Below are 13,736 nucleotides of genomic sequence, written 5' to 3'. Positions count from 1 at the left end.
GTGACCGTCGTCATGGTTCATTCTCGTCGCGCCGCAGCACTGGGCGCGCGACCGCGCTCATCCGGTCAAAGGCTTGAGGCGCACGTGGACCGCGCCCAGCAGCGACAGCGGGTCGAGGTAGTCGCCGCCGCGCCGCAGTCCCCAGTGCAGGCACGCGGGGCGCGGGCAGCCGGGATGCCCGGTGGCGAGGGTTCCGATGGGGCTTGCCCGCCGGACCGTGTCGCCGGCGTGCACGCTCGGCTCGACCGGCTCGTAGGTGGTGCGCAGCCCGCCGGGGTGGTCGATCGACACGACACCGCGGCCGGCCACCGACCCGGCGAACGTCACGGTGCCGGTCCCCGCTGCACGGACGATGCCGCCGGGCGGCGCCGCCAGGTCCACGCCGCGGTGGCCCCGGCCGTAGCGGAACATCGGCCGGTCGAATCGGCGGGTGATCTCCGGTCGCGGCGTCAGCGGCCAGACGTAGGCGCCGGCCCGCGTCGAGTCCACCGAGACCTTCGCGTTCGTCGAGGTTGCGGTGGCCGCCGGTGCCGCCGGTGCCGGGAGCGCCGTCGGTGCCGCGGCCGGCGGCATCAGCGCCCACGCGGCGACCAGCGCGGACGCCATGATCGCCTCCGCCACCGCCATGCGCCCACCCTGCCGGTTGCGGCCTGCCCGAACGGGCCGTCGGACCGGGTTGTGGACAGCCGCGACCGCTCTCCACAGGCCGGCGGAGGGCCTTGACGGCGGCAGGCGTCCGGTCGCTGCCTGGCGATTGGGAGCGTGCGGTCGCAGGACGTACACTTACCCCGCGGTCTGTGCTTGCCCGCTCTTGGAGCGTGCGCGGACCGACTTCGCGCGTCCGCGCAGTATCACCGGCCCCCGGCTGGTCCCGCATCCCGCGGGTCCGAGGGTCTGCGGACGCCAGGGCGGCGATCACCCGATCGCGCGCGTCAACCGGCAACGAAAGTAAGAGGTACACAGCCATGGCTGTTGTGACCATGAAGCAGATGCTCGACAGCGGTACCCACTTCGGGCACCAGACCCGCCGCTGGAACCCGAAGATGAAGCGGTTCATCCTCACCGACCGCAACGGCATCTACATCATCGACCTCCAGCAGACCCTCACGTACATCGACAAGGCGTACGAGTTCGTCAAGGAGACCGTCGCGCACGGCGGCACCATCCTGTTCGTCGGCACCAAGAAGCAGGCCCAGGAGTCCATTGCGGACGAGGCCACCCGCGTCGGCATGCCCTTCGTGAACCAGCGCTGGCTCGGCGGCATGCTCACCAACTTCTCGACCGTCCACAAGCGCCTGCTGCGCCTCAAGGAGCTCGAGTCGATGGAGCAGACCGGTGGCTTCGAGGGCCGCACCAAGAAGGAAATCCTCATGCTCACGCGTGAGATGACCAAGCTGGACCGCACCCTCGGCGGCATCCGTGACATGGCCAAGGTGCCGTCGGCCATCTGGGTCGTCGACACCAACAAGGAGCACCTGGCGGTCTCCGAGGCCCGGAAGCTGAACATCCCGGTCATCGCGATCCTCGACACCAACTGCGACCCCGACCTCGTCGACTACCCGATCCCGGGCAACGACGACGCGATCCGCTCGGCCGCGCTGCTGACCAAGGTCGTCGCCTCCGCGGTCGCCGAGGGCGTGCAGGCCCGCGCCGGCCAGAGCGCCGACAAGGACGCCAAGCCCGAGGCCGGCGCCGGCGAGCCGCTCGCCGAGTGGGAGCAGGAGTTGCTCGCGCAGGCCGCGCCCGCGACCGACGAGGCCGCTGCCCCTGAGGCCGCTGCCGCCGAGGCCGAGGCCGAGGCTCCGAAGGACGCCACGCAGGAGTGATCCGCCGCGGGCGCACCGCGCCCGCCGGTTCACGACCATTCGACTTTCGACAAGGAGGATCGCCAGCATGGCGAACTACACCGCCGCCGACGTCAAGCGGCTCCGTGAGCTCACCGGCTCCGGGATGATGGACTGCAAGAAGGCGCTCGAGGAGACCGCCGGCGACTTCGACAAGGCCGTCGAGGTGCTGCGCATCAAGGGTGCCAAGGATGTGGGCAAGCGCGCCGAGCGCGCCACCGCCGAGGGCCTGGTCGTCGCCAAGGACGGCGTCATGATCGAGCTCAACTCCGAGACCGACTTCGTGGCTAAGAATGCCGAGTTCCAGGGCCTGGCCGACGCGATCATCACAGTGGCGGCCGCGGCCAAGCCGGCCGACCTGGATGCGCTCAAGGCGCTCGCGCTCGACGGTGCCACCGTCGACGCGGCCGTGCAGGCGCTCTCCGCCAAGATCGGCGAGAAGCTCGAGCTGCGCCGGGTTGTCTCCTACGAGGGCTCCGTCGCGACCTACCTGCACAAGCGTGCCTCGGACCTGCCGCCGGCCGTCGGCGTGCTGGTCGAGTACCAGACGGCTGAGGGCGGCGACGACGCGGCCGCGGCCGAGGCCGCGCGCGGCGCCGCCATGCAGATCGCCGCGATGAAGGCGAAGTACGTCACCCGCGACGAGGTCCCCGCCGACGTCGTCGAGAACGAGCGACGCATCGCCGAGCAGACCGCGAAGGAAGAGGGTAAGCCGGAGGCTGCGCTCCCGAAGATCGTCGAGGGCCGCGTCAACGGCTTCTTCAAGGATGTCGTGCTGACCGAGCAGTCCTCGGTGACCGACTCCAAGAAGACCGTCAAGGCCATCCTGGACGAGGCCGGCGCCACGGTCACCCGCTTCGCTCGCTTCGAGGTGGGCCAGCACTAGCGTCCCGGGCGTGGCGTCGCGGGGCGAACCTGCGCGGCAACCGCGCCTGATTGAGGCAAGATATGCGGGGCCATCTGAGGACTCTCGGTCCGAGGATGGCCCCGCAGTCGCATCATGCGGCCGACAACCGTTCTCGTGCAAGGAGAGAGATGACCGATCAGACCGACACCCGAGGCGGCTTCAACCGTGTCCTGCTCAAGCTGGGCGGCGAGATGTTCGGTGGCGGTCAGGTGGGCCTGGACCCGGACGTGGTGCACACGGTGGCCGCGCAGATCGCCGAGGTCGTGCGCGGCGGCGTTCAGGTGGCGGTCGTCATCGGCGGCGGCAACTTCTTCCGCGGCGCCGAACTTCAGCAGCGCGGACTCGACCGGGCCCGGTCCGACTACATGGGCATGCTCGGCACCGTCATGAATTCCCTTGCGCTGCAAGACTTCTTGGAGAAGCTCGGGATCGACACCCGCGTGCAGACCGGTATCACGATGGGGCAGGTCGCCGAGCCGTACATCCCGCGCCGCGCCGTGCGGCACCTGGAGAAGGGGCGCGTGGTGATCTTCGGCGCAGGCATGGGCATGCCCTACTTCTCCACCGACACCACCGCCGCCCAGCGGGCGCTGGAGATCGGCGCCGAGGTGGTGCTCATGGCCAAGGCCGTCGACGGCGTGTACGACGCGGACCCGCGGACCAACCCGGATGCGACCCGGTTCACCCAGATCACCCACCGAGAGGTGATCGAAAAGGGGCTCAAGGTGGCCGACGCCACCGCCTTCAGCCTCTGCATGGACAACGACATGCCGATGCTGGTGTTCAACCTTCTGGTGGAGGGCAACATCGCACGGGCCGTCTCAGGTGAGAAGATCGGAACACTGGTGCGTTCCTGACCGGTGCGTGACCCGCGGCCGTCCTGGCCGGCAACAGACCACGTCGGCAGTCGACCACGTCGGCACCCGACCAGGCGATTGACAACCATCGGAGGAATGTCGTGATCGACGAAGCTCTCTTCGACGCCGAAGAGAAAATGGAGAAGACCGTCGCGTCGGCCAAGGATGACCTCGGGGGAATCCGCACGGGCCGTGCCAACCCCGGCATGTTCAATCGGATCGCCGTCGAGTACTACGGCGCCATGACGCCGATCACGCAGCTGGCCAGCATCAACGTGCCCGAGGCGCGCCTGGTCGTCATCAAGCCTTATGAGACCGCGCAGCTGAACGCGATCCTGACCGCGATCCGCAACTCGGACCTCGGCGTGAACCCGACCGACGACGGCACGCTCATCCGGATCTCGGTGCCGCAGCTGACCGAGGAGCGTCGCCGCGAACTGGTCAAGCAGGCCAAGGGCAAGGGCGAGGACGCGAAGGTCGCGATCCGTAACGTGCGCCGCAAGGCCATGGAAGAGCTCAACCGCATCCAGAAGGACGGCGAGGCGGGCGAGGACGAGGTGGTCCGCGCCGAGAAGGACCTCGACAAGACCACGGCCAAGTACGTGGCCCACATCGAGGAACTGGTCAAGCACAAAGAGGGCGAACTGCTCGAGGTCTGAGCCGGCGGTGCCGGGCTGTCCGGTCGCGATCGAGGTAACCGAAATCAATCAGGTCGAAGTGTCAGGAGGCGCTGTGTCGTCAGGCGACGGAGCGACACAGAAGGGGGCAGGGGCGCCGGCATCCAGTTCCAAAGCCGGGCGTAACCTGCCGGCCGCCATCGGCGTCGGTGTGGGACTCGGTGCGCTCGTCATCTGCGTGCTGTTGTTCGCACCGACCGCCTGGGTCGCCGTCGTCGCGGTCGCCATCGCGGTGGCCACCTGGGAGGTCACCAAGCGGCTTCGTCAGGGCGGGATCAGTGTCCCGTTCGTGCCTCTGCTGATCGGCGGCCAGGCGATCGTCTGGCTGACCTGGCCCTACGGCGTGCGCGGCGCGTTCACCGCGTTCGGCGTGACCGTGGTGGTCTGCATGATCTGGCGGCTGCTTTCGCAGGGGCTGGACCGCAGGCCGGAGAACTACACCCGCGACATCGCCATCACCGTACTCGTCGCCGCCTGGCTACCGTTGTTCGCGTCGTTCGGCACGCTGCTGGTGTTCGCCGAACACGGTGGTGGCCGGGTGCTGTGCCTGATGATCGGCGTGGTCTGTTCGGACGTCGGGGGGTACGCGGCGGGCGTGCTGTTCGGCAAGCACCCGATGGTGCCTGCGATCAGCCCGAAGAAGTCCTGGGAGGGCTTCGTCGGGTCGCTGGTGGTCGGCACGATCGGCGGCATCCTCACGGTCACGTTCATCCTCGACGCGGCCCCGTGGATCGGCGCCGTGCTCGGCATCGTGCTGGTGCTCTCGTCGACCCTCGGTGACCTGGTCGAGTCGCAGATCAAGCGGGACCTCGGGATCAAGGACATGGGCACGCTGCTGCCCGGCCACGGCGGCATCATGGACCGGCTCGACTCGGCGCTGCCCTCGGCGGTCGCGACCTGGCTGGTGCTCGGCGCCCTGCTCTGACGGCCGGCTGCCGAGGCCGTCATACGGCGTGGTCGCCCTTCTTCACGGCCCGCCGGATCTGCAGGATCCGTGCGCCGCCGATCAATGCGGTCAGCAGCGCCCCGAAGATCGCGGCGAACAGCAGCGCCACACCCAGCGGCAGCTGGAAATGCCACGCGAAGATCTGCAGCGTCACATCGGTGAGGTTCTGCAGGATGAACACGAGCAGCACGATCAGGATGACGGCGCCGAGGATCAGCCCCGACCAGGCGCGGGCGGTGCGGGTGTCGCGGACGCGTTCGAGCCCGCGCGGGCGGGGCCCCGGTTCGGGTGCCGGCGTGGTGTCCGGGGCCGGCTGAGCGGTTCCGGCTGACTGGGGGTCCGGTTCGTCGACGGGCATGTTCCGATCTTGACGCACCGCAGCTCGGTGCGGGGGCCGAAAGAGCCGTTTCGGCCCGGTCGGTGCAGACGGGGTCTCGGGCAGAATCCGTCATCCGATGCGATCTGGAACAATCGAGTAATCATGTCTACCTCCCTCCCGCTCGTGTTCGATGCCCCGCGCCGCGGCATGCCGCCGCGTCACCTCGCCGACCTGGACGCCGCCGGCCGCAAGGAGGCCGTGCAGGAACTGGGACTGCCCGCCTTCCGGGCGGACCAGCTGGCCCGGCAGTACTACGGCCGGCTGGTCGCCGACCCGCAGCAGATGACCGACCTGCCGGCCGCGCTGCGCGAGCAGGTCGGGCAGGCGCTGTTCCCGCCGCTGCTGACCCCGGTCCGGGACATCGCCTGCGACGACGGCACCACCCGCAAGACGCTGTGGCGGGCCGGTGACGGCACCCTGCTCGAGTCGGTGCTGATGCGCTACACGGACCGGGCGACGCTGTGCATCTCCAGCCAGGCAGGGTGCGGCATGGCGTGCCCGTTCTGCGCGACCGGCCAGGGCGGACTGCAGCGCAACCTCTCGACCGGGGAGATCGTCGACCAGGTGCGGGCCGCGGCCGCGGCCATGCGGGACGGCGAACTGCCCGGCGGTCCGGGGCGGCTCTCGAACGTGGTGTTCATGGGCATGGGCGAGCCGTTGGCCAACTACAAGCGGGTGGTCGCGGCGGTGCGGCGGATCACCGATCCGGCACCGAACGGGCTGGGACTGTCGCGCCGCTCGGTGACGGTGTCCACGGTCGGGCTCGCGCCCGCGATCAGGCGGCTCGCCGACGAGGATCTCGGCGTCACCCTCGCCGTCTCGCTGCACACCCCGGACGACGAGCTGCGCGACACGCTGGTGCCGGTGAACAACCGGTGGCCGGTCTCCGAGGTGCTCGACGCCGCGCGGTACTACGCCGACAGGTCGGGCCGGCGGGTGTCGATCGAGTACGCGCTGATCCGCGACGTCAACGACCAGCCGTGGCGTGCGGACATGCTCGGGAAGAAGCTGCACAAGGCACTAGGCCCGCTGGTGCACGTCAACGTGATCCCGCTCAACCCGACCCCGGGCAGCGAATGGGACGCGGCACCCAAGCCGGTCGAGCGCGAATTCGTCCGCCGCGTCGAGGCCGCCGGCGTGGCCTGCACCGTGCGTGACACCCGTGGCCGGGAGATCGCCGCGGCGTGCGGCCAGCTCGCCGCCGAGGAGGCGTGAGGGTCGCACCACTCATCCAGACAGCGCAGCGGCGCCGGACCACGAGGTCCGGCGCCGCTGCGCTGCGTCAGTGTGCGGTCAGCGATTCCACTTGCTGCGCTTGCGGACCGAGTCCCACACGAGGATCACGACGAGCAGGATCGCGAAACCGATCAGGTACAGGTCCTCGACGTGGCCGTGCTGGTTGCCGATGATCATGAGCAGCAGGAACGCTGCGAAGAACCAGCCGAAGAATTTGAACGTCTTGGTGGCGTGTCCGTGCCAGCCCCAGCCGACCGAGGGCTCGTCGACGGGGTCGACCTTGGAGGCCTTGACGGCATCCTCGAGGGTGGGGTGCTCCAGTTGCTTGCTGGCCACGGTCGATCCTCCTGATGGTGCGAAGTGTTGCACATATGTTGGCACACTCCGGCCCTCAATACGACAACGGGTCGTACACGGTGTGGTGATCGAGCAGGGCCCGGGCGATGGGCAACAATGGTGGCGTGAGTCCTACACGCGTCCTGCTGCTCGGCAGCACCGGCTCGATCGGCACCCAGGCCCTCGAGGTCATCGCCGCCAATCCCGACCGTTTCGAGGTGGTGGGTCTGGCGGCCGGCGGCGCCGATCCGGCCTTGCTGGAGCGGCAGGTGCGCGCGACCGGCGCGAAGCACGTGGCCGTCGCCGACCCCGCCGCCGTGCTCGACGCGCCCGCGACGGTGCTCACCGGTCCCGACGCGGCGACCGAACTGGTCGAGACGGTCGACGCGGACGTCGTGCTCAACGCACTGGTCGGTTCGCTGGGACTGCGGCCCACGCTCGCGGCGCTGGCGTCCGGCGCCCGGCTGGCGCTGGCCAACAAGGAGTCGCTGGTCGCCGGTGGCCCGCTGGTGACCGCCGCCGCCGCGCCGGGCCAGATCGTGCCGGTCGACTCCGAGCACTCCGCGCTCGCGCAGTGCCTGCGCGGTGGCACCGCGGGCGAGGTCGCGAAGCTGGTGCTCACCGCCTCGGGCGGGCCTTTCCGTGGCTGGCGTGCCGAGGACCTCGAGTCGGTGACCCCGGAGCAGGCCGGGGCACACCCGACCTGGTCGATGGGGCCGATGAACACGCTCAACTCCGCGACCATGGTCAACAAGGGACTCGAACTGATCGAGACGCACCTGCTGTTCGGGGTGCCGTACGACCGCATCGAGGTCACCGTGCACCCGCAGTCGATCGTGCACTCGATGGTCACCTTCACCGACGGCTCGACGCTGGCCCAGGCCAGCCCGCCCGACATGAAGCTGCCCATCGCGCTGGCGCTGGGCTGGCCCGACCGCATCGCCGGTGCGGCCACGGCGTGCGACTTCTCCGCGGCGTCGACCTGGCAGTTCGAGCCGCTCGACGCGTCGGTGTTCCCGGCAGTCGACCTGGCCCGGCACGCCGGCACCACCGGCGGCACGATGACGGCCGTCTACAACGCGGCGAACGAGGAGGCGGCGAAGGCATTCCTCGACGGCCGGATCGCCTTCCCGTCGATCGTGCGCACGGTCGAGCGGGTGCTCTCCGACGGCGGTCAGTGGTCGGCGGCGCCCGGTACCGTGGACGACGTGCTCGCCGCCGAGGGCTGGGCGCGTTCGCGCTCCCGCGAGCTGGTCGATCGAGAGGTCTGAACTCCGCATGGTCTTCGTCTTCGGCGTCGTGCTCTTCGCGCTCGCCATCGGCATCTCGGTCGCACTGCACGAATGTGGGCACATGTGGATGGCGAAGGCCTTCGGCATGAAGGTCCGCCGCTACTACATCGGCTTTGGTCCGAAGATCTTCTCATTCCGTCGCGGTGAGACCGAGTACGGACTCAAGGCGATCCCCGCGGGCGGGTTCTGCGACATCGCCGGCATGACCGCGCTCGACGAGATCGAGCCCGACGAGATCAGCCGGGCGATGTACAAGCAGGCCGCGTGGAAACGGATCATGGTCATGCTGGCCGGTGTCGGCATGAACATCGTGCTCGGCATCGCGCTGATCTACACGATGGCGATGGTCTGGGGCCTGCCCGACCTGAACGCGACCCCCAAGGTCACCGTCGACCAGACCACCTGCATCCCGGCCACCCAGACCGCCGACGGCAAGCTGGCACCGTGCACGGGGACGGGCCCGGCCGGGGTCGCCGGCGTGCGGCACGGCGACGTGATCACCTCCGTCGACGGCACCGCCGTCAGCGACGGCAGTGCGCTGGCCAAGCAGGTCAAGCAGGCGCACGACAGCGTGACGCTCGGCATCGACCGCTCGGGTGAGCACCTGACCGTCACGGTGCCGATCGAGCAGGTCCAGCGCTACACCGCCCCCCAGAACGGCAAGCCGGCCGAGCCGGTGAACGTCGGCATGATCGGCATCTCGATGTCAACGGTGATGCCGGCGTGGGGGCAGTACAACGCGCTCAGCGCCGTGCCGGCGGCGTTCGGGTTCACCGGCGACCTGGCGGTCAAGAGCTGGGACGGCCTGATGAGCTTCCCGCAGAAGATCCCGCCGCTGTTCGACTCGATCACCGGCGGTCAGCGTAGCGACGACACCCCGATCAGCGTGGTCGGGGCCAGTCGGATCGGCGGCGAGTTCGCCGAGCAGGACGCCTGGTCCGGGTTCGTGCTGCTGCTGGCCCAGCTGAACTTCTTCCTGGCGCTGGTGAACCTGCTGCCGCTGCTCCCGTTCGACGGCGGCCACATCGCGGTCACCGTCTACGAGAAGGCCCGTAACGCCATCCGGCGCTCGCGCGGGCTGTCGATCGGCGCACCGGTCGACTACACGAAACTGATGCCGGTCACGTTGACGGTCGTGGTCCTGCTCGGCGGAATTATGCTGTTGACGGTGACCGCGGACATCGTGAACCCGATTCGGCTCAACTGATTCGAGATCGACAGAAAGAAGGATGGCAGTGACGACTCCAGTCGGATTGGGCATGCCCGCCGGACCGGTACCCGTCCTCGCGCCGCGGCGTCAGACCCGGCAGTTGCACGTGGGATCGGTGGGTGTCGGCAGCGACTTCCCGGTGTCGGTCCAGTCCATGTGCACGACGAAGACCCACGATGTGAACGCGACGCTGCAGCAGATCGCGGAACTGACCGCGTCGGGCTGCGACATGGTCCGGGTGGCGTGCCCGCGTCAGGAGGACGCCGACGCGCTGGCCACCATCGCCAAGAAGAGCCAGATCCCGGTCATCGCCGACATCCACTTCCAGCCTCGCTACATCTTCGCCGCGATCGATGCGGGCTGCGCGGCGGTGCGGGTCAACCCCGGCAACATCAAGGAGTTCGACGGCCGGGTCAAGGAGGTCGCGCAGGCCGCCGGGGCCGCAGGCATCCCGATCCGGATCGGCGTCAACGCGGGCTCGCTCGACCCGCGTCTGCTCGAGAAGTACGGCAAGGCGACCCCGGAGGCATTGGTCGAGTCCGCGCTGTGGGAGGCGGGCCTGTTCGAGGAGCACGGCTTCGGCGACATCAAGATTTCGGTCAAGCACAACGACCCGGTGATCATGGTGGAGGCCTACCGTCAGCTGGCGGCGCAGTGCGACTACCCGCTGCACCTCGGGGTGACCGAGGCCGGTCCCGCGTTCCAGGGCACCATCAAGTCGGCGGTCGCGTTCGGCGCGCTGCTCTCGCAGGGCATCGGCGACACCATCCGCGTCTCGCTCTCGGCGCCACCGGCCGAGGAGGTCAAGGTCGGCGCCCAGATCCTGCAGTCGCTGAACCTGCGCCCGCGCAAGCTCGAGATCGTCTCCTGCCCATCGTGCGGGCGCGCGCAGGTCGACGTCTACACGCTCGCGAACGAGGTCACCGCCGGGCTCGAGGGCCTCGAGGTCCCGTTGCGGGTCGCGGTGATGGGGTGCGTCGTCAACGGTCCGGGCGAGGCGCGCGAGGCCGACCTCGGCGTCGCCTCCGGCAACGGCAAGGGCCAGATCTTCGTCAAGGGCAAGGTCATCAAGACGGTTCCCGAGGCGCAGATCGTGGAGACCCTCATCGAGGAGGCCATGCGCATCGCAGAGGAGATGGGCGCCGACGCCGAGGGCGGCGATGCGACCGGTGGCGCACCGGTGATCACCGTCGGCTGAGCCGGGCGTCCGCAGGCCGGGCGGAAGCCGGGCACGATCGACCCGATCGTGGCAATCTGGAAGCCGGTGGTTCGACTCGATCTAGCGCGGCAGGATGACAGTGCTCAAGCTTCTGGGGGCCAGGCCCCTCGGCTTTCGGGATACGGCGGCGGTGCTGCGCGCCCTCGACGAGGACCCGATCGGCTCGTGCATGGTCGCGGCCCGCGTGCAGCGCCGCGGGGTCAACCGGGCCGCGCTGCGTGGGGAACTGTGGAGCCGCGGCCGTCCCGCACAGTCGCTGTGCTATTCCGGTGCGAATCTGGTGCCGCTGCTCGGCGACCACGAGGACCTGCGCGCGTTCGCCGACCGCGCCTGCCGGGGCCCGCGGCTGTGTTCGTCGCTCGTCGGGCGGTCCGATCTGGTGCTGCCGCTGTGGGACCTGCTCGAGGCGGAGTGGGGCCCGGCACGGGAGGTCCGCGCAGAGCAACCGCTGCTGGCGCTGTTCGGCAACTCGTTGGTGCCGCCGGATCCGCTGGTGCGGCGCGTTCAGCTCGACCAGGTCGAACCGTATCTCGAGGCCGCGATCGCGATGTTCATCGAGGAGGTCGGGGTCGACCCGCGGGCGCACGACGGTGGCCGCGGATACCGCAGCCGGGTCGTCGACCTCATCGCCGAGGGCCGTGCCTGGGCGCGGTTCGAGGACGGGCAGGTGGTGTTCAAGGCCGAGGTCGGGTCGCTGTCCGATCAGGTCGGGCAGATCCAGGGCGTGTGGGTGCGTCCGGAACTGCGTGACGGCGGCTTCGGGTCACGGGGCACCGCGACTGTGGCACAGGCGATCCAGGACTCCGGGCGCACCGCGAGCCTGTACGTCAACAGTTTCAACCGCGCCGCACGCCGTGCCTACGAGAAGATCGGTTTCACGCAGGTGGCGAGATTCGCCACCGTGCTGGTGGACTGACGGCGCCCCGGTGCGCTGACCCAGGGTGCGCTGGGATCGCCCGCCGCACGCGCGGATCCGATTGGTGCGCCGCCCTATGATGACCGCGATGAGATCGCGTGTCCCCACCCCCCGTTCGCTGCCGGCGCTGCTCGCCGTGCTGACGATGTTCGCCGCCGCCTGCGGGCTCGCCGGCTGTTCCGCCGCCCCCGACACCGCAGGCTCTGCGGCGCAGCGGTTTCTGGACCGTTTCGAGGCGCGGGACACCGACGCGGCCGCCGAGCTGACCGACCAGCCGGACACGGCGAAGACCGCACTGGACGCGGCCTGGTCGGGCCTGCAGGCGCAGTCGCTCAAGGCGACGGTCGGGGCGGTCCGCGCGAACGGCGACACCGCGACCGTCGGCTACACCTACGAGTGGCACCTGCCGAAGGACCGCATCTGGACCTACAGCGGCGATCTGCAGATGGGCCGCAAGGGCGGCCGATGGGGCCTGCGGTGGACGTCCACGGACCTGCACCCGAATCTCGGTGCGACACAGACGATGGCGCTGCGTGTCTCCGATCCGCCGCGCGCCCCCGTGCTGGGCCGCGACGGGGTGCCGGTGCTGGTGCCCGGTACGGCCGTGCAGGTGCTGCTCGACGCGCGCAACGCGGGCAACCTGCCGTCGACGGCGACGACACTGGCCGGGGCGCTCTCGCGCTTCGACCCGACGCTGACGCCGCAGGCGCTCGCCGAGTCCGCCTCCGCGCACCAGGGCGCGTATGCGGTGATCACCCTGACCCCGGACGACTACCAGCAGGTCAAGCCGATCATCTACGACCTTCCGGGCGTGCGGTTCTCGGAACAGGCCACCATGGTCCCCGCGTCGCCGGCGTTCGCGAACGACACGGTCGAGGAGATCGAGAAGGTCGTGGTCGACGATGTCGACGGCAAGGCCGGCTGGCGGGTCGTCACGGTCAACCCCAACGGCGTCGACGTGGACGTGCTCACCGACACCGCCGCCCAGCCGGCGCCGGCCATCTCGGTGAGCCTCGACGGTCAGGTCCAGGAGGCGGCGCAACAGGCCGTCGACGCGGTCGGCGGGCATGAGGCGGTGCTGGTGGCGATCCAGCCGTCCACCGGACAGATCCTCGCGGTGGCCCAGAACGGGTTGGCCGACAAGCAGGGGCCGATCGCGCTGCAGGGGTTGTTCCCGCCCGGGTCGACCTTCAAGATCATCACCGCCGGGGCGGCGATCGACGCGGGTCTCGCGGGCCCGAACACCGCGCTCGGCTGTCCGGGGACCGTCACGATCGGCACCCGCACGATCCCGAACTACGACGAGTTCTCGCTCGGCACCGTGCCGATGAGCACCGCGTTCGCGCGCTCGTGTAACACGACCTTCGCGAAGCTGGCCAGTCAGATGAAGCCGGACGCGCTGACCCGGGCGGCCGCGCGGTACGGCATCGGCGTGAACTACACCGTGCACGGCATCACCACCGACACCGGGAAGATCCCGCCCGCAGCGGATCTGGTGCAGCGCACCGAGGACGGCTTCGGTCAGGGCAAGGATCTGGTCAGCCCGTTCGGGATGGCGCTCGCCGCGGCCACCGTCGCGCACGGTTCCACCCCGGTGCCGCAGCTGATCAACGGCGTTCCGACGACCGTCACCGGCGGCCCCGGCGCGCCGATCAGCCCGGCCATGGTCGACGGTCTGCGCCCGATGATGCGCGAGGTGGTCACCAGTGGCACCGGCGCGGCGATCGCCGGGGAGGGCGAGGTGTACGGCAAGACCGGTGAGGCCGAGATCGACGGCGGTTCGCACGCCTGGTTCGCCGGCTACCGCGGCGACCTCGCATTCGCGACGCTGATCGTCGCGGGCGGCAGTTCCGACAACGCGGTCGGGGTCACCAAGGCCATGTTCGACGCGCTGCCCGACGGCTACCTGGGCTGACC

At 69.8% G+C, this 13,736-nt stretch carries 14 protein-coding genes; 11 read left to right on the top strand and 3 right to left on the bottom strand.

From position 1 onward, the window contains the following. Positions 1-57: 57 nt before the first annotated feature. Positions 58-627 (bottom strand): murein hydrolase activator EnvC family protein, encoded by a 570-nt coding sequence (locus G4X40_RS12755; protein ID WP_408642191.1) that lies wholly within the window; start codon positions 625-627, stop codon positions 58-60. Between the two features lie 338 nt (positions 628-965). Between G4X40_RS12755 and rpsB the strand changes: the two genes are divergently transcribed. The 5 genes from rpsB to G4X40_RS12730 all read left to right on the top strand — a co-directional run bounded on the left by rpsB (position 966) and on the right by G4X40_RS12730 (position 5,210). After that, positions 966-1,826: a 30S ribosomal protein S2 gene (gene rpsB, locus G4X40_RS12750; RefSeq protein WP_277832917.1), complete on the top strand. Its 861-nt coding sequence runs from the start codon at positions 966-968 to the stop codon at positions 1,824-1,826. Between the two features lie 67 nt (positions 1,827-1,893). Next, entirely contained in the window at positions 1,894-2,730 is an 837-nt protein-coding gene (gene tsf, locus G4X40_RS12745; protein ID WP_277832915.1) for a translation elongation factor Ts, read from the top strand. A gap of 149 nt (positions 2,731-2,879) precedes the next feature. After that, the gene (pyrH, locus tag G4X40_RS12740; RefSeq protein WP_277832913.1) at positions 2,880-3,608 is read left to right on the top strand and encodes a UMP kinase; all 729 of its coding nucleotides are present in this window, start codon (positions 2,880-2,882) and stop codon (positions 3,606-3,608) included. Positions 3,609-3,709: 101 nt separating this feature from the next. Further along, on the top strand, positions 3,710-4,267 hold the full coding sequence (gene frr, locus G4X40_RS12735; protein WP_277832911.1) for a ribosome recycling factor: 558 nt from the start codon (positions 3,710-3,712) through the stop codon (positions 4,265-4,267). 73 nt (positions 4,268-4,340) lie between these two features. Next, positions 4,341-5,210, top strand: coding sequence for a phosphatidate cytidylyltransferase (locus G4X40_RS12730; protein ID WP_277832909.1), 870 nt, complete (start codon positions 4,341-4,343; stop codon positions 5,208-5,210). A 19-nt stretch (positions 5,211-5,229) separates the two neighbouring features. On the opposite strand, the gene G4X40_RS12725 is transcribed toward G4X40_RS12730, so the two are convergent. Continuing rightward, positions 5,230-5,589 (bottom strand): LapA family protein, encoded by a 360-nt coding sequence (locus G4X40_RS12725; protein ID WP_277832907.1) that lies wholly within the window; start codon positions 5,587-5,589, stop codon positions 5,230-5,232. Between the two features lie 123 nt (positions 5,590-5,712). Here G4X40_RS12725 and rlmN point away from each other — a divergent pair, with 123 nt between their 5' ends. After that, positions 5,713-6,825 carry a 23S rRNA (adenine(2503)-C(2))-methyltransferase RlmN gene (rlmN, locus tag G4X40_RS12720; protein WP_277832905.1) on the top strand — a complete coding sequence of 371 codons (1,113 nt, stop codon included), beginning with the start codon at positions 5,713-5,715 and terminating at the stop codon, positions 6,823-6,825. 78 nt (positions 6,826-6,903) lie between these two features. Here the strand turns inward: rlmN and G4X40_RS12715 are convergent, their stop codons facing one another. Further along, the gene (locus G4X40_RS12715; RefSeq protein WP_277832904.1) at positions 6,904-7,182 is read right to left on the bottom strand and encodes a DUF2631 domain-containing protein; all 279 of its coding nucleotides are present in this window, start codon (positions 7,180-7,182) and stop codon (positions 6,904-6,906) included. Positions 7,183-7,289: 107 nt separating this feature from the next. Between G4X40_RS12715 and dxr the strand changes: the two genes are divergently transcribed. The 5 genes from dxr to G4X40_RS12690 all read left to right on the top strand — a co-directional run bounded on the left by dxr (position 7,290) and on the right by G4X40_RS12690 (position 13,734). Then, positions 7,290-8,453, top strand: a complete 1,164-nt coding sequence (gene dxr / locus G4X40_RS12710; RefSeq protein WP_277832903.1) for a 1-deoxy-D-xylulose-5-phosphate reductoisomerase — start codon at positions 7,290-7,292, stop codon at positions 8,451-8,453. A gap of 7 nt (positions 8,454-8,460) precedes the next feature. Then, positions 8,461-9,681 (top strand): M50 family metallopeptidase, encoded by a 1,221-nt coding sequence (locus G4X40_RS12705; protein ID WP_277832902.1) that lies wholly within the window; start codon positions 8,461-8,463, stop codon positions 9,679-9,681. Positions 9,682-9,709: 28 nt separating this feature from the next. Continuing rightward, positions 9,710-10,882, top strand: a complete 1,173-nt coding sequence (ispG, locus tag G4X40_RS12700) for a flavodoxin-dependent (E)-4-hydroxy-3-methylbut-2-enyl-diphosphate synthase (protein ID WP_277832900.1) — start codon at positions 9,710-9,712, stop codon at positions 10,880-10,882. A 100-nt stretch (positions 10,883-10,982) separates the two neighbouring features. Then, the gene (locus tag G4X40_RS12695; protein ID WP_277833097.1) at positions 10,983-11,819 is read left to right on the top strand and encodes a GNAT family N-acetyltransferase; all 837 of its coding nucleotides are present in this window, start codon (positions 10,983-10,985) and stop codon (positions 11,817-11,819) included. Positions 11,820-11,907: 88 nt separating this feature from the next. Continuing rightward, positions 11,908-13,734, top strand: a complete 1,827-nt coding sequence (locus G4X40_RS12690) for a penicillin-binding transpeptidase domain-containing protein (protein WP_277832898.1) — start codon at positions 11,908-11,910, stop codon at positions 13,732-13,734. Positions 13,735-13,736 lie beyond the last annotated feature (2 nt).

The sequence above is a fragment of the Speluncibacter jeojiensis genome, from assembly GCF_029589495.1.
Taxonomy (GTDB): domain Bacteria; phylum Actinomycetota; class Actinomycetes; order Mycobacteriales; family Mycobacteriaceae; genus Speluncibacter; species Speluncibacter jeojiensis.
Note: the sequence above shows the minus strand (reverse complement) of the source record. Positions and strands in the feature narration are given on the sequence as shown.

Bases quoted from the DNA above. Each gene is read 5' to 3' on its own strand.
- G4X40_RS12755 (WP_408642191.1), bottom strand. From the start codon at position 627: ATGGCGGTGGCGGAGGCGATCATGGCGTCCGCGCTGGTCGCCGCGTGG.
- rpsB (WP_277832917.1), top strand. From the start codon at position 966: ATGGCTGTTGTGACCATGAAGCAGATGCTCGACAGCGGTACCCACTTC.
- tsf (WP_277832915.1), top strand. From the start codon at position 1,894: ATGGCGAACTACACCGCCGCCGACGTCAAGCGGCTCCGTGAGCTCACC.
- pyrH (WP_277832913.1), top strand. From the start codon at position 2,880: ATGACCGATCAGACCGACACCCGAGGCGGCTTCAACCGTGTCCTGCTC.
- G4X40_RS12725 (WP_277832907.1), bottom strand. From the start codon at position 5,589: ATGCCCGTCGACGAACCGGACCCCCAGTCAGCCGGAACCGCTCAGCCG.
- rlmN (WP_277832905.1), top strand. From the start codon at position 5,713: ATGTCTACCTCCCTCCCGCTCGTGTTCGATGCCCCGCGCCGCGGCATG.
- dxr (WP_277832903.1), top strand. From the start codon at position 7,290: ATGGGCAACAATGGTGGCGTGAGTCCTACACGCGTCCTGCTGCTCGGC.
- G4X40_RS12705 (WP_277832902.1), top strand. From the start codon at position 8,461: ATGGTCTTCGTCTTCGGCGTCGTGCTCTTCGCGCTCGCCATCGGCATC.
- G4X40_RS12690 (WP_277832898.1), top strand. From the start codon at position 11,908: ATGAGATCGCGTGTCCCCACCCCCCGTTCGCTGCCGGCGCTGCTCGCC.